Source organism: Streptomyces sp. NPDC002701 (genome assembly GCF_042889045.1).
Classification (GTDB): domain Bacteria; phylum Actinomycetota; class Actinomycetes; order Streptomycetales; family Streptomycetaceae; genus Streptomyces.
In genome coordinates, this window is the sequence record NZ_JBIAQL010000001.1 from 607,074 (window position 1) to 625,431 (window position 18,358).

Annotated in this window: 9 protein-coding genes, 3 tRNA genes and 2 pseudogenes; 4 read left to right on the forward strand and 10 right to left on the reverse strand. The window is 74.9% G+C overall.

Annotation, left to right across the window (positions count from 1 at the left end; translation table 11 throughout):
- Nucleotides 1-35 precede the first annotated feature (35 nt).
- Together ACFYXC_RS02555 and ACFYXC_RS02560 are read right to left on the reverse strand one after the other, a co-directional pair.
- Entirely contained in the window at nucleotides 36-1,490 is a 1,455-nt protein-coding gene (locus tag ACFYXC_RS02555) for an FGGY family carbohydrate kinase (protein WP_389545986.1), read from the reverse strand.
- A 150-nt stretch (nucleotides 1,491-1,640) separates the two neighbouring features.
- Nucleotides 1,641-1,949, reverse strand: a complete 309-nt coding sequence (locus tag ACFYXC_RS02560; protein ID WP_388908664.1) for a YtxH domain-containing protein — start codon at nucleotides 1,947-1,949, stop codon at nucleotides 1,641-1,643.
- Nucleotides 1,950-2,123: 174 nt separating this feature from the next.
- Between ACFYXC_RS02560 and ACFYXC_RS02565 the strand changes: the two genes are divergently transcribed.
- From ACFYXC_RS02565 to ACFYXC_RS02575, 3 genes are all read left to right on the forward strand, one after another.
- Nucleotides 2,124-2,196 (forward strand) — tRNA-Asn (locus ACFYXC_RS02565).
- A gap of 6 nt (nucleotides 2,197-2,202) precedes the next feature.
- Nucleotides 2,203-2,275, forward strand: a tRNA-Asn gene (locus tag ACFYXC_RS02570).
- Between the two features lie 167 nt (nucleotides 2,276-2,442).
- Nucleotides 2,443-2,519, forward strand: a tRNA-Ile gene (locus ACFYXC_RS02575).
- Between the two features lie 173 nt (nucleotides 2,520-2,692).
- Here ACFYXC_RS02575 and ACFYXC_RS02580 read toward each other — a convergent pair.
- The 6 genes and pseudogenes from ACFYXC_RS02580 to ACFYXC_RS02605 form a co-directional block, all read right to left on the reverse strand.
- On the reverse strand, nucleotides 2,693-4,399 hold the full coding sequence (locus ACFYXC_RS02580) for a GAF domain-containing sensor histidine kinase (protein WP_389545989.1): 1,707 nt from the start codon (nucleotides 4,397-4,399) through the stop codon (nucleotides 2,693-2,695).
- A 47-nt stretch (nucleotides 4,400-4,446) separates the two neighbouring features.
- Entirely contained in the window at nucleotides 4,447-5,484 is a 1,038-nt protein-coding gene (locus ACFYXC_RS02585; RefSeq protein ID WP_389545992.1) for a rod shape-determining protein, read from the reverse strand.
- Between the two features lie 147 nt (nucleotides 5,485-5,631).
- Complete coding sequence (locus tag ACFYXC_RS02590) at nucleotides 5,632-8,106, reverse strand: SAV_2336 N-terminal domain-related protein (protein ID WP_389545995.1); 2,475 nt, start codon at nucleotides 8,104-8,106, stop codon at nucleotides 5,632-5,634.
- Nucleotides 8,096-9,136: an AAA family ATPase gene (locus ACFYXC_RS02595; protein WP_389545998.1), complete on the reverse strand. Its 1,041-nt coding sequence runs from the start codon at nucleotides 9,134-9,136 to the stop codon at nucleotides 8,096-8,098. Before ACFYXC_RS02595 ends, ACFYXC_RS02590 begins: the two co-directional genes overlap by 11 nt.
- A gap of 36 nt (nucleotides 9,137-9,172) precedes the next feature.
- Complete coding sequence (locus tag ACFYXC_RS02600) at nucleotides 9,173-11,029, reverse strand: trypsin-like peptidase domain-containing protein (protein ID WP_389546000.1); 1,857 nt, start codon at nucleotides 11,027-11,029, stop codon at nucleotides 9,173-9,175.
- A 49-nt stretch (nucleotides 11,030-11,078) separates the two neighbouring features.
- Nucleotides 11,079-11,420, reverse strand: a pseudogene (locus tag ACFYXC_RS02605) (CU044_2847 family protein); the annotation flags it as partial.
- 212 nt (nucleotides 11,421-11,632) lie between these two features.
- On the opposite strand from ACFYXC_RS02605, the pseudogene ACFYXC_RS02610 reads away from it, so the two are divergent.
- Nucleotides 11,633-15,370 (forward strand): annotated as a pseudogene (locus tag ACFYXC_RS02610) (S8 family serine peptidase); the annotation flags it as partial.
- Here ACFYXC_RS02610 and ACFYXC_RS02615 read toward each other — a convergent pair.
- Nucleotides 15,348-16,841 (reverse strand): carboxyl transferase domain-containing protein, encoded by a 1,494-nt coding sequence (locus ACFYXC_RS02615; RefSeq protein WP_389546003.1) that lies wholly within the window; start codon nucleotides 16,839-16,841, stop codon nucleotides 15,348-15,350. The pseudogene ACFYXC_RS02610 and the gene ACFYXC_RS02615 sit on opposite strands and share 23 nt — an antisense overlap.
- Nucleotides 16,834-18,354, reverse strand: coding sequence for an acyl-CoA synthetase (locus ACFYXC_RS02620; protein WP_389546006.1), 1,521 nt, complete (start codon nucleotides 18,352-18,354; stop codon nucleotides 16,834-16,836). Before ACFYXC_RS02620 ends, ACFYXC_RS02615 begins: the two co-directional genes overlap by 8 nt.
- Nucleotides 18,355-18,358: the final 4 nt, after the last annotated feature.

Sequence of the window (18,358 nt, forward strand, 5' to 3'; positions counted from 1 at the left end):
CCGAAGTCGTAGACCGCCCGTTGCCGCGTGAGCGCTCAGGACCGGAAGGCGCCCGGGTGGGTCTGGTCCCGCACCGACACGTACTGCTGCCGTACCGCCTGCCCCACGGCCAGTGCCTCGCCCGGCTCCAGGACCTGCGCGGCCGCCCCCTGCCAGACGGGCGGCAGACCCGGCTGGACCGTGCCCTGCTGGACACCGAGCGCCCACGCGGCCTGCCGGGCCGCGCCGATCGCCGCGTAGTCCGCGGGCTGCGGCACCACGATCTGCGTACCGAGCAGCGCGGGCGCGCACGCCTGCACCGCGCCCAGCTCCGCGGCCTGGCCCAGCAGGAAGATCCGCCGCACCTCGACGCCGCGCCCCCGCAGCACGTCCAGCGCGTCAGCGAGCCCGCACAGCATGCCCTCGAAGGCGGCCCGCGCCAGGTGTTCGGGTCTCATCGACTCCCGCCGCAGCCCGGCGAGCGTGCCCGCGGTGTGCGGCAGGTTGGGCGTCCGCTCGCCCTCCAGATACGGCAGCAGCACCAGCCCGTGCGATCCCGGGGTGGACTTCATCGCCAGGTCGGACAGGGCCTCCAGGTCGGGCACCCCGAGCAGCTCGGCGGCGCCGCGCAGGGCCCGTACGGCGTTCAGGGTGGTGACGACGGGCAGGTGCATCCCGGTCGCGTCCGCGAGCGAGGTGATCATCCCGGAGGAGTCGACCAGCGCCTCGTGGTGGACGGCCATCACGGAACCGGAGGCGCCGAGCGACACGACCGCGTCCCCGAGCCCGATGCCGAGGCCGAACGCCGCCGCCATCGTCTCGCCGGTGCCCGCCGAGATCAGCAGCCCCTCGGGGGTCGTCCCGGCGGCCTCCCACGGCCCGAGCACATCGGGCAGCAGTGCCTGGTGGCCGAGCGCCAGCTCCACGAGATCGGGCCGGTACGTGCCGGTCGCGGCCGACCAGTAACCGGTGCCCGAGGCGCCGCCCCGGTCGGTGGTCCGCCGGGCCGGCCTGCCGAGCAGCTGCCACACCAGCCAGTCGTGCGCCTGGAGCAGCGAGGCGGTGCGCAGGGCCGCCTCGGGTTCGGTCTTCGCCAGCCAGCGCAGCTTCGTCACGGGCTGCGCGGCCTGCGGTACGCATCCCACCGCCTGCGCCCACGCCTCCCGCCCGCCGAGCGCGTCGACGAGATCGGCGGCGGCGACCTGGGCGCGCTTGTCCCCGCCGACCATCGCCGGGCGGATCGTGTTGCCCTGGCTGTCGACGGGGACGAGGCCGTTCTGCTGCGCGGACACCCCGATGGCCTGGACGCCCTCGAGGAGACCGCCGCCCGCGGCCTCGCCCAGGGAGAGCAGCCATGCCTGCGGGTCGACGTCGGACGGCCGGGCGCCCTCCGCCGGGCCGTCCAACGGATGCGCGGCATACCCCTGCCGGAGCACGGCCCCGCTGTCCGCGTCGCAGACGACGATGCGTGTGAAATCGGGCGAACTGTCCAGCCCGGCGACTATCCCCATGGCGGAAATTCTGCCGTATCGCTGCGCCGGCTCGGGCCATGGGCGTCGCCGGGGTGCTTGTCGTCAGGTGTCCGCGGCGCCGTCCGGGCTGGTCGCGCAGTTCCACGCGCCCCTCGGCGGACGTGTTGGACCCGTGCCGGAGAAGTGCCGCTAGGGATGGGTGGTGCCCCAGTCGTCCTCGGTTCGGGTGCCGTTCGTGTTGCGTTCGCGCAGGGAGCGCACCCGGTCGGTGACCGAGTCGGGAACCCGGTCGCCCACCTTCTCGCTGACCACGTCGTACGCCTTGCCGGCGAACACGCGTCCCTGCTGGGCCGCGGACTCCGCGGTGTTGCGCACCGCCGGGTTCTGCGACACCCGCTGGGCGGTCTTCCTCAGCTGCTCGTACCGCTCGCGACCGGCACGTGTGCCCAACACGTATCCGAAGGCGAGTCCGACGACGAACGTGAGCCGGTAGCGCATGGGGCCACCCTTCCTCTTGTGAGTCCCTCTTGTCTCGGTCCACTGCGGCGGCGTCGTCGCAGGCGGGTTACCGATTGGCGGAGCACCCCCCTGCTTGCGCTAATGTATGTGTCGCAGCGAGCGCACGCCCTCTGGCGAATACCCAGGGAGGTACGTTCGATGCAAGCGAAGCGATCCCCTGTAGCTCAATTGGCAGAGCAGCCGGCTGTTAACCGGCAGGTTACTGGTTCGAGTCCAGTCGGGGGAGCTTCGGTCTTCCGTAGCTCAATTGGCAGAGCAGCCGGCTGTTAACCGGCAGGTTACTGGTTCGAGTCCAGTCGGGAGAGCAGGTGGACAAGGACCCCGACGGGGTCCTTTTTCATGTCCGCGGGAACCGCTGCGCCCCAGGTGGGGTCCTTACGGGCAGGCGAAGTCGACCATCCGAAGCAGGAGATCGTATGAGCGGCTATGCTGCGGCAGACGGCGCGCACACCTGTGCGCGACGCGCCGTAATGGGGCGGTAGCTCAGCCGGTTAGAGCAGCGGACTCATAATCCGCCGGCCGTGGGTTCGAGTCCCACCCGCCCCACCAGGCGCTACGCGTGGAGAATCGATCCGACCAGCGCGTACGCACATGAGAGGTCATCACGGGAGCCGTGGTGGCCTTCCTCTTTCGAGCGGCCCGTGTGACATTCGCGGCGCCTGCGCCGAACCCCCTGGATGGCCCCGCTCCGGCGAGAATCCGCGAAAGCCCGGGAGCCGGAGTCAGGGGCCGGGTGGAGGGCGGAGCGGGGACTGCCATGTCGTCGTGGTGTCTTGTCGGTCGGTGTCGCCCGTCGTGTCGTCCGCCGTGTTCTCGGTGGGCGTCGTGGCGGGGGCGGTGCCGTCGTCGGTCACGGTCAGGCGTACTCCGGGGCGGGTGTCCGGGAGGGTCACCGTGGCGTCGATCGTGACGGTGACGCGGGTCGTGCCGGTGCGGCGGGACGCGGACGCGAGGGCGCCGCGCAGGGCGCTCAGGAGGTGGCCGGCCACCGCGTCCGGGACGCCGGTGTCGACGAGCCCGATGAACTGGACCGACGGCTGCACGCCGAGGACCGCCGCGGCGCCCGCCGTTTCGCGGAGCACCTTGCCCCGGAAGCTCGTCGGGGCGTCGGCGGGCGGCTGCTGGAGGGCGAAGATCGCCGTACGGACCTCCTGGACGGTCGACCTCAGTTCGTCGACGGCCCGGCCCAGCGTCGCGTGGACCTCCGCGTCCCGCTCTCCCGCGGCCGTGCGGCGCTGCGTGGACTCCAGCATCATGCCGGTGGCGAAGAGCCGCTGGACGACCAGGTCGTGCAGGTCACGGGCGATCCGGTCACGGTCCTCGAAGACCGCCAGCCGCTCCCGGCGCTGCTGGGCGTCGGCCAGCACCAGCGCCAGCGCGGCCTGTGAGGCGAACTGCGTCGCCAGCAGCTTCTCGGCGGGGCTGTACGGGGTGTCGCCGCGCCGGCGGGGAAGGGCGAGGGTGCCGATGAGCCGGCCCTCGGCCTGCAGCGGCAGCATCATGCTCGGCCCGAACCGGTGCCGCACCGGGGTCGTCATCCGGGCGTCGGTCGCCGAGTCGTCCAGGAACACCGGCTCTCCGCCGAGGAGTTGCTCCAGGACCGCGCTGCCGGGCGCGATGGTCGTGCCGACCAGTCCGGCCGCGCCGGCCGGCGCCGACGCCGTGACGATCTCCATGCCGCCCTCGTCCGTGGGCTGCAGGATCACCCCGGCCGACGCGTCCGCCAGGACCCGGGCCCGCTCGGCGACCGTCATCAGCGCGTCGGCCGCCGCCTCACCGGTGAGCAGCGCCGTCGTCACCGCCGCCGCGCCCTCGATCCAGCGCTCCCGCCGGCGGGCCGTCTCGTACAGGCGGGCGTTGCCGATGGCGATGCCCGCCTGGGCGGCCAGCAGGCGCACCACCTGTTCGTCCTCGGCGGTGAACGGACCGCCGCGCTTCTCGGTCAGGTAGAGATTGCCGTACACCTCGTCCTGGACGAGCAGCGGTACGCCCAGGAAGCTGCGCATCCGCGGATGGCCGGGCGGGACGCCGCAGGCACGCGGGTCGGTGGTCAGGTCGGTCAGCCTGAGCGGCGCACCCTCGTGGACGAGCGCGCCGAGCACGCCCCGGCGTCCGCTGGGCGGGTGCTCGATGCGGGCGCGCTCGGCGGCCCCGAGGCCGGTCGTGCAGAACTCCGTCAGACCGGTGTCGCCGGGGGCCAGCACGCTCAGCGCGGCGTACCGGGCGCCGGTCAGCCCGGCCGCGTTCTCCACGATGCGCTGCAGGGTGGCGCGCAGTTCGAGGTCGCTGCCGAGACCGAGCACGGCTTCGAGGAGGCGGGGGAAGGGCAGCGGAAGGGGCGCGGGGGGTTCTTCGGGGTCCGTAAGTTCCGTGAGTTCCGCGGGGTCCGTACGTTCCGCGGGGTCCTTGGGATTCGTGGGGTCCGTCATGTGCGGCGGCGGGGCTCGGTTCCGCTCCTGCGGTGCCGGACGGGCGCTCAGCCGGGCGTCCGGTCGAGGACCAGCGGCGCGATCCTGCCCTCCAGCATCGCCCCCAGGCCGAGGACCGCGCACACCTCGGGCCGCTCGGCGATGTGCACCGGCATGCCCGTCGCCTGGCGCAGCATCTGGTCGAGGCCCGGCAGCAGCGCGCTGCCGCCGACCATCATGATGCCGCGGTCGGCGAGGTCGGCCACCAGGTCCGGCGGGCAGGCCCGCAGCACCTTGCCGATACCGTCGAGCACGGCCGTCAGCGGGGTCTGGATGGCGTCGCGTACGGCGGCCGTGTCCACCTGGACGGAACGGGCCAGGCCGGTGGCCACGTCCCGGCCGTGGATCTCCGTGGAGGTGGGCCCCTGCGAGGTGAGCCCGTTCCCGGAGAGGGCGAGCTGCAGCGGACGTACGGACTGGGAGGGGAGCATCAGCTCGTGGTGGTGGCGCAGGTGCTGCACGATCGCGTGGTCGATGGCCTCGCCGCCCACCGGGATGCGCTCGGCCGTGACGATCGAGCCGAGCGACAGCACGGCGACCTGGGTGGCGGCGGCCCCGCACACCATGATCATGGTGGCCTCGGGCTGCTCCACGGGCAGCCCGCAGCCGACACCGGCGGCGAGGAGCGTGTCGACCAGTTCGACGCGCCGCGCACCGAGCCCGACGAGCGTCTCGATGGTCGCGCGCTGGGCCAGCGGGTCGGCGTCGTGCGGGGTGCAGGCGGCGGCCCGCAGCCGGGGCTTGCGGCGCAGGGTGCGGCGGACCTTGTCGCCGAGCAGCTGGCGCAGCATGCGCTGGGCCATCTCGATGTCGACGACCGTTCCGCCGGAGACGGGCCGGACGACCCGGATGTAGTGAGGGGTACGGCCCGTCATCTTCTCGGCGAACTCACCGACCGCGATCAGGGCGCCGGTCTTCGTGTTGACCGCTGCGACGCTCGGCTGGTCGACGATCAGCCCGGCGCCCTTCACGAAGACGCGTGTCCTCGCGGCCCCCAGGTCCACGGCGAAATGGCAGCGGCGCAACTGCTCCAGACTGGCGGTCATGGCGGGTCCTCCCGAGAGCGCAGACCTGGGACTCCGCCGGACGGCGGTCCTCCCTACGCATCGTGCGGGAGCTGACGGGGTGTCGCCTTTCGGGGTGGGCCGGGCGGGGTGCGGCTGGACGGGTGGTCTTCACCGGACGTCCGGGGCTCAGGTGGGGGGAAGGGCCCGGAGGAGCGGAGCCCAGGAGGCCGTGGTCAGTTCACAGCCCGCGCCGACCAGGCGCCGGCGGTGCGGCTCGGACCGGGTATAGCCCAGGAAGCGCAGACCGACCGCCTTCGCCGCGGTCAGCTCGGCGACGGAGGAGCCGACCAGCACGGCGTCCTCCGGCGCGGCGCCGAGGTGGGCCAACGCCCGCAGGAGGCAGTCGGGGTCCGGCATCAGCCGGGTCAGGTCGTCCGAGCGGCCGTGCACTCCGCCCGTCACCAGACCGGTCAGCCGGCCGTGTGCCTGCAGGTACTTCCAGACGGCACTCGGCGCGTTGTCCGCGACGACGGCGGTGCGCCGCCCGAGCGAGCTGAGCGTGGTGATCAGCGCGTCCGAGAACGGGGTGGACGCCGCGGTCGACACGGCCCGCTCCTCGATCCGGTTGAGCCGCCTGCGCAGGTCGGCGCCGAGCGGATGGCCGGCGACGGCGCGCAGCAGGTCGAGGGGGTTCGCGCGCCCCTCCAGCGGCGGTGCGGGAGTGCCTCCGGGGGACAGCGGTTCACCGCTCAGCGCGGCCTGCGGGTCGCGCAGTTCGGCGAGCAGCGCGGCGAGTTCCCGGGTGGCCTGCCGCTCGCCGTCACCCGTGTAGAGGCGCACGAGGGGCCCGTCGAAGCCGATGAGGACGTACGGGGCCCGCACCAGGGCGTCGGCCGCTTCGTCGGGGCGGCGGTCGGCCGGGCCGGTCACCCGTGCGGAAGGCTGCCGGCCGGACCGCCGAGTGGGCCGAGTGGCTTGAGGGGACTGCGGTGCGGAGGGCGGGGTGGTGCTCACAGGGGCGGACGGCGACTGCGCCCCGGCTGCCGGACGCGTCTGGTGCGGCGGGGTGCCGCCCAGGCGCCGTACGCTCTCCTCCCGTACCGCCGCGAACGGCTCGCCGCCGGCCGTCGCGCTCCCGGGACCCGGCACCGCGACCCGGAACTCGCCGGCCGCCACGCCGGCCCGCGCGTCGATCAGCGCGCCCACCCGGGCGAGGAGTTCGGAGGTCCGGCCACGCGCGGTACGGGGCAGCGTGCGCAACAGCAACTCCCGTACGCCGGGCCGGAAGGCGTACGAACCGGCCGTGCCCGGGACCGCGGTCAGCGCGCCGCTGAGGATCACCTCGGCCAGGTGCTGCGGCTGCGGATTCTTCTCGATCGCCGCCTGGACGAGCCGCATGACGGACAACTCCGGTGGCCCCACCGCGAGATGACCGGCCAGCCGGAACGCCTCGGGGGAGGCGAGGGAGCGGAACCGCAGCAGCAGCTCCTCGGCGGAAAGCCGCTCCACATCGCTCCGGCCCCGCTCGTCGACCGGCGCGGCCGGCGGAGCGGTGCCCAGCAGGGCGACCGCGCCGGGCAGCCGGCCCCGGCCCGCCACCAGCGACGACCAGTTCGCCAGCCAGGGTGCCGCGGCCTCCAGCACCGGCAGCGCGAGCACCTCCCGCGGCAGGTCCTCCAGCGCGTACGCGTCCACGCCGTACGCCGAGTTGGGCGCCGCGGGACCCGGTGCGGTGATCCGCGCGGTCGTGGCGGGCAGCGCGGTGGTGCGCCACAGGCGTTCCGGCAACGGCTGGACCAGCGCGACCGGCATGCTGGCCGACCAGCGGCGCAGCGTGGCGTACCAGCGGGTGCCCGCCGGGCCGTCCCGCCACTGCGGGCCCATGCAGTCGCTGATCAGGAGCGTGACCGTACGGCCGTCGGCGAACGACTCCTGCGAGCCGGGGCGGCGTACCGTGCCGTCGGTCTCCAGCCGGTGCAGCTCCACCGTGCGGAAGATGCCCGACTGCGCGAGTGCCGTGTGCAGTTCGCGGACGAGCGGCCGCCAGACGGGCATCGTCGGGCCGGTGTCGTGCACGAGGTGGAGCGTCAGCCAGCGCTCGGTCAGGGGGCGCAGCACGGGCAGCCACCACTGGGGGGCGGCGCCGAGCCTCGCGATCCGGTGCGCGGTCGCCGCCTCGTCCAGCTCCTGGCCGACCGGGGCGGGGACGCGCCGCTTCAGGGGGCGGAGGGCGCGTTGGAGTTCGAGGGGGTGGGCGAGCATCGGCGGGGCCGGGGCCAGGAGCGTGGTGTAGGTGGGGTCCGTGGTGTCCGGGGAGGGCTGGCGGGCGGGGTCGGTGGCGGGGAGGTGGAGGGGGACGCGGGGATGTGCCGGTGGTGCGTCCGGGGCGGGGGCCTCGGGGGTGTCGGGGTGGGGTGGTGGATCGGGCGCGGGGCGGTGGGGACTCGCCGCGCCGTTCCCCGCGCCCCTCGGAGGCGGGCCGTTCCCCGCGTCCCTGGAAGGCGCGGGGCTGTCCGTGTTCCCCCGGAGGGCTGGCGCCGGCAGGTGGTGGGCCAGCCAGAGGAGGTCGGCCAGTTCGGTCGGGGTCGGGGGCGGGGCGCCTGCCGCCCGGGCCAGCACGTCGGCCAGGTGCGCGGCACCCGCGCCGGCGTCAGAAGGCATCCGGTTCCTCTCCCGTACGGCTCAGGTACGGCATCAGCTGCTCGGCCAGTTCGTCGCGCGACGACGCGTCGATCCCCGCCACGCCCGTGAGGTAGATCGCGTTGAGCAACTGGTCGGTCGCGAGCTCCCCCTCGGTCCCGCGACTCAGGAACCTGTCGATCAACTCATGCGCGTACGCGTCGGGTTCGCCCAGGTGGGCCCGGACGATGTGCTCCAGGTGGTCGGCGCGGGGCTGGTGCAGTTCGAGGCGGACACAGCGGCGGAGGAAGGCGGGCGGGAACTCGCGCTCGCCGTTGCTGGTGAGGACCACGAAGGGGAAGGCCCGGCAGCGGACACGGCCGCGCGCGATCTCGACCCGCTCGTCCGTACCGTCGACCATGACCTCCGCCGTGGGGGCGTGCCGGGCGGAACGGACCAGTTCGGGGATCTCGTACTGGCCCTCCTCCAGGATGTTGAGGAGGTCGTTCGGCAGGTCCAGGTCGCTCTTGTCGATCTCGTCGATCAGCAGGGCGCGCGGCCGGCCGTACGGGAGGAGCGCCGTGCCGAGCGGCCCGAGCCGCAGGTGGTCCTGGAGTTCGCTGTCGGGCGGGAGGCCCGGGGCGGGAGGCGTTGCGCCACCGGGACGGGCGTCGCGGGCGGCCGCGTACAGGCGGGACAGCGGGTCGTACTGGTAGAGGCCGTCGTGCAGCGTGGTGCGGCTGGTGATGTTCCACCGCAGCACGGGGCCGAGCCGCAGCTCCCGCGCCACCGCGTACGCCAGGCTCGACTTGCCGCTGCCCGGCGGGCCCGTCACGAGGAGGGGCCTGCGCAGGAAGAGGGCGGCGTTGACGAGTTGGACGGCGCGGTCCGTGGCACGGTAGGTGCGGGCGCGGTGCCGGCGGTCCGGGGACGTGGCCGAGGTGTCGTCGCCCTCGGCGGGCGTCGCCAGCTCCGGGCCGCCGTCGAAGTCGCGCCAGGGCGGCGGCGGGGGCAGCTCGGCGATGCCGTCGTGGGGCTCGCTCGCACCCGTGTAGACGGGCCACAGGGACATGGTCTCTCCGAACGTGAGGGCGGTGGCCGCGGTGGCTCAGCCGACCGGGTTGTGCAGGTAGCCGACGGGGTCAGGCAGACATTCGGGGTCCTCCCACAGCAGGGCCAGGTCGTACGCCCAGTGCGGCTCCGGGGCGTCCGAGGCGTATGCGGTCTCGCGCAACTCATGTACGTACAGCGGGAGTTCGCGGGGCGGCAGGCTCGCGAGATGGTCGGCGAGGCGGTCCAGGAACGCCGCCCCACGGCAGTCCGCGGACTCCCCGCAGCGGTGCTCGCCCCGGCAGCCGGTGCGCGGCCACAGCATCACCGGCACCGCCGCGTTCAGGCTCGCCTGGAACAGCCGTCGGACACTGTCCGCGCGCGGCGGCGTGCCGAAGCCCACCATGTCGGCGTCGCGGCGCAGCCCGATGGTCAGTTTCACCTGGTCCTGGCCGACCGACCAGCAGTCGATACGGTGCAGCCGTGCCGTCGGCCGCGCGTCCAGGTACTGCCACTTCTGGCGGAGCTTGTGCTGCAGGCCGCCGCTGCGCCGCCGTTCCAGGTCCATCACGACGAGCGGCGCGAAGGAGCCGAGCGGGCTGTCGTCGTCCGCGCTGCGCTTCCAGTGCGCCACGTCCGCGTTGAGCCAGCGGCGCGGCAGCACGAAGGCCAGCAACTCCCGGGCCCCCGGCTCCAGTTCGTGGTACGCCTCGTCGATCCGCTCCAGCGCGTAGGGACGCACCCGGTCCACGGGGAGGCGGCGGGAGCCCACCACCCGGCGGTGCCGGCCGTTGTACGCGGACACCTCGACCAGGAAGTGGCCGTCGCCGGAGCCGCTCGGGGCGATCTCGACGAGGATCGGTGACCAGGTGTGCGTGGCCCCTCGCGGGGCCGGTGGGTCGGGCCGGCGGGAGAGGGGCGCCGCGGGCCAGGCCCGCAGGGCGGCGCGGGTCCGGTGGTCGTCCACGAAGTCGGCGAGCCGCTCCGTGAAACGGGCGGCGGCGGCGGGGTCCGGAACCTCCGAGACGAGGTACCAGGCCGCGTCCCACAGGGAGGTGAAGCCGTGCGGGAGCGGGGGGCCGAGGGGGCCCACCGCGTCGGAGTACAGCCGTTCCGGGCTGTACCCCTGGGTGGGGGCGGACGGGTGGTGCACGGGGTGCGGCTGCGGGGCCGTGGGGGCTGGTCGCGCAGTTCCCCGCGCCCCTGAGAGGGCTGACCCGGAGGGGGCCGTCCCTGAGGGGGCTGTCCCGGACGGGGTCTCCACCTGTTCGAGCAGGTGTCTCAGGCGTTCCTTCTGCTCTCGGGTGTGGCCGGGGGTGGGGATCAGGTCGGCGAGGCGGGGCCAGTAGCGGGCCATGACCTGGGCGGGGAGCATGCGCCCGTTGCGGACCTCGGGGCTGCGGGCGGCGGCCGAGACCATGCCGACGACCCGGCCGGTGTCCGCGAGGGTCACCGCGGCGCCGCTGAAGCCCGGTACGAGCGGCTGGCCGTGCGCGGCCCACGCCTCCAGTTGGACCCACTCACCGGCGATCAACTGGTCGGCGGTGGCCCGGTACTCGGCGAGCGTCCCCTCGTCGTACCGCTTGGGGAAGCCGTAGGCGAGGAGTCTTCGCGGGGGATCGCCGTAGGCGTCGGCGGGCGCCGCGAACTCGGCGGGTCTCATCGGCACCGGCCGGTCCAGTTCGAGTACGGCCAGATCGCCGGGGTCGGTCTCGCGGCCGGTCCAGCCGCCGTGTGCGACCACCCGCGCGGGGACGTCCTCGTGGCCGCCGTGCGCGAAGGACACCGCGACCGTCTCGGTGTCGTTGCGCGCGACGACATGGGCGCAGGTCAGGACGTGCCGCTCGGTGACGAGGAAACCGGCGCCGGTGTCCCGTCCGCAGCTGATTCTGGCGTGCCAGGAAGCACTGGTCATGAGCGCGGGGTGGTCTGCGGGGGGCGGGCGCCGGGCCGCCGGTCGGCGGTGCGCCGTCCGGGCGTGCGCCGTGCGACGGTTCGGGCGACCAGGAGAGCTTGACGAGGAGGTGGCCCTCGACGGCGCTCTTCGCGATCAACGCGCCCGCCTCCGCGGTGAGCCGGACCCCGAACTCGATCTCCACGGAGTCCGGCCGCAGCGAACCGTCGCGGAAGACGCGGAGCGCGGACTCGGCGGCCGCGCGCACGCCCTCGAGCGAGCCCTCGAAGGTACGGGCCGCCGCGACCGTCCCGTCCGCGCGTGCGACCAGGCGGGAACCCGAGGTGTCCTCGGCCCCCTCGACGACGACGACGGCCCCGTCATCCGTTCTGAACTCCACCAATCCGTCCATGCTGCGGCAGAACCCCCGTAGTCCGTCACTGGTGACCACTTCATTGTCACGGACGGTACTTGGCGCTGTCGCGGTTTCCTCCGGTCGTTCACCGTCGCGCTGGCGGAAAACCGCCAGGGCAGCTTCCCGCCAGGTTCCGGGCGGAGGCAGCGCACCACCGGCCCCCGACACTCGTCGCAGCACCCGGACACCACCCGAGCCCGGAGGCACGGATGACCACACGATCCGCGCGACACGGGGCGGCGCTCGCGTCGGCCGGGCTCGTGCTCGCCCTGCTCCCCGCGGGCGGGGCGGACGCGCGCGACACCGGCACCCCGCCCCGCACCCGTGCCGTCTCCGCCCCCGCGGCGGCCCACACGGTCACCCTCGTCACCGGCGACCGGGTGACCGTCACCGAACTCGGCGGCGGCAGACGCACGGTGACCGTCGAACGGGCGCCGGGCGCCACCGGGGCGGTCCGTACCCAGCGGGCGAACGGCGCCCTCACCGTCGTACCGGACGAGGCGCTGCCGCACCTGCGGGCGGGCAGCCTCGACCGGCGGCTGTTCGACGTGGGAGAGCTGATACGCCAGGGGCTCACCGACGGGGAGACGGACGGGCTGCCGCTGATCGTCACCTACGGGAAGGGCGCACGGGTGGTGACTCCGCGCGGTGCCGAGCGGACGCGCGGACTGCCGAGCATCCGCGGGGCCGCTGTCGAGGCCGACGGAGGACGGGCGTTCTGGCGGGCCTTCACCCGCGGGGGAGGGATCGACAAGGTCTGGCTCGACGGACGCGTCCACGTCGATATGGCCGAAAGCAACGCCCACATCGGTACGCCCGAGGCGTGGGAGGCGGGACTCACCGGCAAGGGGGTCACCGTCGCCGTACTGGACACGGGGGTCGATGCCGGACATCCCGATCTCACCGGCCGGGTCTCCGTGACCGAGAGTTTCGTCGAGGGTGAAGAGGTCGCCGACCGCAACGGTCACGGCACGCACGTCACGTCGGCCGTCGGCGGCAGCGGCGCCGCCTCCGACGGGCGGGAGCGGGGGGTCGCGCCCGGGGCCACGCTCGCCGTCGGGAAGGTGCTCGGCGACCAGGGCTCGGGCAGCGAGTCGCAGATCATCGCCGGCATGGAATGGGCCGCCCGGGACGTCGGCGCCGAGATCGTCTCGATGAGCCTCGGGTCGACGGAGCCCAGCGACGGCACCGACCCGATGGCGCAGGCCGTGGAGACCCTCACCGAGGAGACCGGCGCGCTGTTCGTCGTCGCCGCGGGCAACACCGGCGCCCCCTCGTCCATCGGCTCGCCCGGCGCCGCCGGCTCCGCGCTGACCGTCGGCGCGGTCGATCCGGGGGACCGGGCCGCGTACTTCACGAGCGCGGGGCCGCGGCACGGTGACCACGCGCTGAAGCCCGATATCAGCGCACCGGGCGTCGACATCCTCGCCGCCCGCTCCCGGCTCTCCGCCGGCAGCGGCGACTACACCGCCATGAGCGGTACGTCGATGGCGACACCCCATGTCGCGGGCGTGGCGGCGCTCCTCGCCGAACGGCACCCCGACCGGATCGGCACGCGGCTCAAGGACGCGCTGATGTCGACCTCCGAGCGCCTCGACGCGTCCGCCTACGTGCTGGGCGCCGGTCGGGTGAGCGCGCCCGACGCGGTGAGGGCCCGTGTCACGGCCACGGGAAGCGCCGATCTGGGGTACCACCGCTGGCCCTACGAGGCGAACGAGCCGGTCACGAGGACGGTCACCTACACCAACTCGTCCGACACGGCGGTCGAGTTGCGCCTCACCGTCCACAGCACACAAGGCACACAAGGCACACAGGGCGCACAGGGCGCACGGGGAGCGCAGGGCACGCGGGGCGGGCTCGGCGGGGTCGTGACGCTCGCCGACTCCGCGCTGACCGTTCCGGCGCACGGGACCGCCACCACGACCGTGACCGGGGACGCGACGTCGGCCCCGGCCGGCACCACCAGCGGACGGATCGTGGCCTCGGCGCCGGACGGCACACCGGTCGCGCACACCGCCCTCGGTCTGGTCAAGGAGGCGGAGCGGTACACGCTCACCGTCCACGTCGAGGACCGTGACGGGGCCGCCACCGCCGCCGACCTCGTGGTGCAGCAGCTCCGCGAAGGCGTGGACCCGCTTCCGGCGCGTGTCGGCGACACGGGCACCCTCGAACTGAGGCTGGGTCCGGGCACGTACAGCCTGAGCACCTTCCTCGACGTACGGGGCGCGCGGGGCGCCGACTCGCTCGGTCTCGGCTTCCTCGCGGCACCGGAGATCCACCTCGACCGGGACCGGGAGGTCACGCTGGACGGCACCGGACTGCGCGAGGTGGCGGCGCGTGTCGACCGGCGGACCGAGACCCGGCAGCTGCTCATGGAGTACGCCCGGGCGGCGAACGGCGCGGACCTCTTCGGAGCCGTCCAGGTGCCGACCACGTACGACAGCGTCTTCGCGGCGCCCACGGCGCAGGTCACCGGGGGCAGCTTCGAGTACCGGACCGTGTGGCGGCTGGCGAAGCCGAGGCTGCAGGTCGAGGGCGTCCGTGAGGCCGTCGTCCAGCCCGGCGGCACGCTCGCCGAGGGGCGCCGCAGGCTGCCGCTGGTCGACGTCGGCACCGGGGAGTACGGCGGGAAGGACGTCCGGGGCAGGGCCGTGCTCGTCCGGATGGCGGCGGGCGCGTTGCCCTCCGAGGTGGCGCGGGCCGCCCAGGACGCGGGCGCCGAGGCGCTGTTCGTGACGGACGACGTACCGGGGCGCCTCACCGCCTGGTTCGGCACCGACGACAACGCCGACCGGCCGCTGCAGATCGCCACGGTCGACCGGGCGGACGCGGCACGCCTGCGGGCGGCCGGGCGGGCCGACACGACCGGGACGCCCGACACCCCCTACACGTACGACCTCTCGGAGGGGCACCGGGGCGGCATCCCGGCGCGTGACCTCACCTACGAACCGCCGGGACGCCGACTCGCGGTGCTCGACACCCGCTTCCACTCCGCGCGGCCCGCCGAGGGCAGCGAGTTCCGGTACTCGCTCACCGACGACGCGTTCCCGGTCGGGATCGGCTTCCAGGAACGGGCCCGCTTCCCGGCCGGGCGGACCGCGTACGTGTCCACGGAGCCGGGCCAGCTCTGGCACGAGTCCGTCACCCTGGGCGCCGGGGACCTGGAGGAACGCGGCGGGCTCGTCCGCTACGCCGGGGGCACGCGTCAGGGTCTCGACTGGTTCCGGCCGGTCTGGCAGCCGTGGCTCGGCACCGGGCTCGGCTGGGGACAGCAGCGCTCCGGCGCGTCACTGCGGTTCAACGTGCCCGGCTGGGGCGACTCCGGGCCCGACCACACCGGCTTCGGCAACGTGTGGGACGAGGGCAGCGGCATGACTCAGTCGACGGAGGTGTACCTCGACGGGGAGCCGGCCGACCGGCGGACCGGTTCCGCCGCGTACGTCTGGGACGCGCCCGCCGGCGAGCACCCGTACACGGTGGTCACGGACACGGCGCTGGACGCGGACCGCTGGCGGCCGGCCACGAGGGGCCACACCGAGTGGACCTTCAGGTCGGCGGCCACCCCGGAGGGCCGCTGGACGACCCTCCCGCTGATCAACCTCGGCTTCGACGTGGACACGGACCTGGCCGGGTACGTACGGGCCGGGACCCGGCTGCCCGTCGGCGTCCGCGCCGCGTACCTGGCCGGCCTCTCGCCGGCGCCAGGCGGCCGGCCCCCCGGAACCCTCGGCCGGGCGGGGCTGGAGGTGTCGTACGACGACGGCGAGTCGTGGCGGCCGGTCCACCTCGCCGGCGCCGGCGCCGACACCCCTGCCGGCACCGGTGCCGCCTGGAGGGGGACGCTGAGCGTGCCCCGCGACGCGGCATACGTGTCGCTGCGGGCCTCGGCCGCCGACGACCGGGGCGGCTCGGTGACACACGAGATCATCCGGGCGGTGGGGGTGCGGCAGCCGGGCCGGGCGGGCCGAGGGCCGCACCGGGCGGGGACGGGGGCCGGGACCGGGCCGGCCGCACGATGCCGCGTACGACCCCCAGCTCCACCAGGTCCTGCGGCCGGATGCGGAGTTGGCCGGCGGTGGCCCGTACCTCCTCCGTGGGCCGTTTCAGGATGGCCGCGGCCAGGTCGGGCGCGATGACCGAGAAGTAGCTGTCCGGCGTGGCCCACGTGTTGTCCGGCGCCGCGAGGGCCAGCGCGCCGCCCGAACCGCCCTCCCCGATCAGCAGCGTGGTGACGGGCGTCCGCGCGGCGGCCACGGCCGCGAACAGGTCCGCGATCGCCGCGCCCGCGCCCCGCCGCTCCGCCTCCGCGTCGTTGGCGGCGCCCGGGGTGTCGACCAGCGTCAGGACGGGGATACGGAGCCGGTCCGCGAGCCGGACCAGCCGGGCCGCGGTGCGATAGCCGGCGGGGCGGGTGGCGGTGCCGGTCTGGGCCGCGAAGGCGACCGTCCTGCCGTCCTGTGCCCGGGCCCCGAAACCACAGAGCATGCCCTCGTCGGTGCCCCCGCAGCGGTCGCCGCTGATCTCCACCCGCTCGGTGAAGTACGCGTCCAGGTAGACGGGCGCGCGCGGCCGGCGCGCCGACCGGGCCCGGTGCACGGCCTCCCAGCCGGTGTCCGGCAGCCCGGCGTCGCCCAGCGCCGGGGGAGGCGGCGCGGGATCGGCCGACGGGTCGCCCAGCAGGCGCAGCCAGCGCGCCAGCGCCCCCGGCAGCTCCGGCTCGGGCACCACCGCGTCGACCGCCCCCGCGGTCAGCTGGGCTTCGGCGGTGTACGCGGCCGGGTCCGCGTCGGGCGGCCGGACCCGGGAGCCCGCGAAGCCCACCTGCGCGCCCGGCAGCGCGAGGACCACGTCGGCGCCCGCGCCCAGCGTGGCCCAGCCGCCGCCCGTCGTCGGGTCGCGCAGGACGGCGATCTGCGGGAGGCGGGCCGCCCGGGTGAGGGCCGACTGCCGTGCCACGCGCTGGAGTTGGACCAGGGCGAGCATGCCTTCCTGCATGCGGCTGCCGCCCGTCGCGACGAGGGAGACGACCGGCAGGCGGTGGGTCCGCGCGTACGTGTGCGCCGCTTCGAGGCGGTCGCCCGTGCGCCGGCCGAGCGAACCGCCGAGGAAGCCGAACTCGAAGGAGATCAGCACGGCCGTGGCCGTACCGAGGGTGGCGGTACCGCAGACGACGGACTCCTCCTCGCCGGTGCGGTCCGCGGCGCGGGCGCGTGCGGCGTCGTAGCCCTGCCAGGACAGGGGCCCGTCCGGTCCGTCCGGCTCGTATGTGCCGGTGGGCGCATACGTGCCGGTGGGGGCGGGCAGTTCGGTGAAGCCCGTCCCGACGCGGGAGATCGCCTCGCGGGCCGTCCACCTCCGGGAGCCCCCGGCCGCGGGGTCCCGGGCCGCGGGGCCCTCGGCCGCGGCGCCCTCAGTCATGGGCCAGCGCACGCTTCATGATCTTGCCCATGTCGTTGCGGGGCAGGGCGTCGAGGTGGTGGACGACGCGGGGCCGCTTGTGGGGCGCGAGGCGGCCGGCCACGTGGTCCGCCAGCTCGTCGGCGCCGGGCGGGGAGGCGGGGTCGGCGGGCACGATCCACGCCACGATCCGCTCGCCGAGGTCGGCGTCCGGTTCACCCGTGACCGCGGCCTCGCGCACGCCCGGGTGCTCCAGGAGGGCGTTCTCGATCTCGCCCGCCCCGATCTTGTAGCCGCCGCTCTTGATGAGGTCGGTGGCCTTGCGGCCCACGATCCGTACGTATCCGTCGGGGTCGCGCACGGCCATGTCACCGGTGCGGAACCAGCCGTCGCCGGTGAAGGCCGCCGCCGTCGCGTCGGGCCGGTTCAGGTACTCGGTGAAGAGGTTGGGCCCGCGGACCTGGATCTCGCCCACGGTCTCCCCGTCGTACGCCTCCACGGCCGTGGTCCCGTCCTCCTCCGTCAGGCGCAGTTCGACGCCCGGCAGCGGGACCCCGACCGTGCCCGCGCGGGGCTCTCCGTCGGCGCGGACGCTCGTGTTCATGAGGGTCTCCGTCATCCCGTACCGCTCGATGACCCGCCGCCCCGTCGCCTCCGCGATCCGCTCGTGGTCGTGCACCGGCAGGGCCGCCGAGCCCGACACGAGCAGCCGCGCCCGCGCCAGCGCCTTCGCGAGCGCCGGGTCGTCGGGCAGGGCCTCCGCGATCCGGTGGTACATCGTCGGCACCCCGAACAGCATCGTGGCGCCGCCGCTCAGCTCCCGCGTCACACCGGCGGTCTCGAAGCGCCCGAGATGCCGTACGGATCCGCCGCGCCGCAGCGGGCCCAGGATGCCCAGGATCAGGCCGTGCACGTGGAAGAGGGGAAGGCCGTGCACGAGGACGTCGTCGCCGGTCCACCGCCAGGCGTCCGCGAGCGCGTCCAGGGTGGTGGCGACGGCCCGGCGGGGGATGACGGCGCCCTTCGGGGGGCCGGTGGTACCGGAGGTGTAGACGATGAGGGCGGGAGCCTCGGGGGGCGGTTCGGGGAGGACGGCGGCAAGGGAGGCGGCCGGCGGAGTGCCGCTCTCGCCGGAGTCGGCGGCGGGGCCGATCCCGACGTCCACGCGCTCCAGCTCCGCCAGTGCCGCCGGCAGCCGGTCGCCCGGTGCCGCGAGCACCAGCGCCGGCGCGCTGTCCGCCACGATGTGCCCCAGCTCGCTCGCGCCCGACTTCGGGTTGAGCGGGACGGCGGGGACGCCGGCCAGCAGGGCGGCGACCACGGCGACGGCGGTCTCCAGGGTGGGAGTGCCCCAGACGGCGATCCGGCCCGCCCTCCCGACGCGGGCGGCCAGCGGGGCGGCGGTCGCCGCGAGTTCGCCGTAGGTGAGGGAGCGGTCGCCGAAGCGCAGGGCCGACCGGTGCGCGGCGGTGCCGTCCGGATCCGCCAGTGCCTCGGTCAGGGCCGGGAAGAGTGCCGGGGTGGGAGAGGACACGCGT

Bases quoted from the DNA above. Each gene is read 5' to 3' on its own strand.
- ACFYXC_RS02555 (WP_389545986.1), bottom strand. From the start codon at position 1,490: ATGGGGATAGTCGCCGGGCTGGACAGTTCGCCCGATTTCACACGCATC.
- ACFYXC_RS02560 (WP_388908664.1), bottom strand. From the start codon at position 1,949: ATGCGCTACCGGCTCACGTTCGTCGTCGGACTCGCCTTCGGATACGTG.
- ACFYXC_RS02580 (WP_389545989.1), bottom strand. From the start codon at position 4,399: ATGACGGACCCCACGAATCCCAAGGACCCCGCGGAACGTACGGACCCC.
- ACFYXC_RS02585 (WP_389545992.1), bottom strand. From the start codon at position 5,484: ATGACCGCCAGTCTGGAGCAGTTGCGCCGCTGCCATTTCGCCGTGGAC.
- ACFYXC_RS02590 (WP_389545995.1), bottom strand. From the start codon at position 8,106: ATGCCTTCTGACGCCGGCGCGGGTGCCGCGCACCTGGCCGACGTGCTG.
- ACFYXC_RS02595 (WP_389545998.1), bottom strand. From the start codon at position 9,136: ATGTCCCTGTGGCCCGTCTACACGGGTGCGAGCGAGCCCCACGACGGC.
- ACFYXC_RS02600 (WP_389546000.1), bottom strand. From the start codon at position 11,029: ATGACCAGTGCTTCCTGGCACGCCAGAATCAGCTGCGGACGGGACACC.
- ACFYXC_RS02615 (WP_389546003.1), bottom strand. From the start codon at position 16,841: ATGACTGAGGGCGCCGCGGCCGAGGGCCCCGCGGCCCGGGACCCCGCG.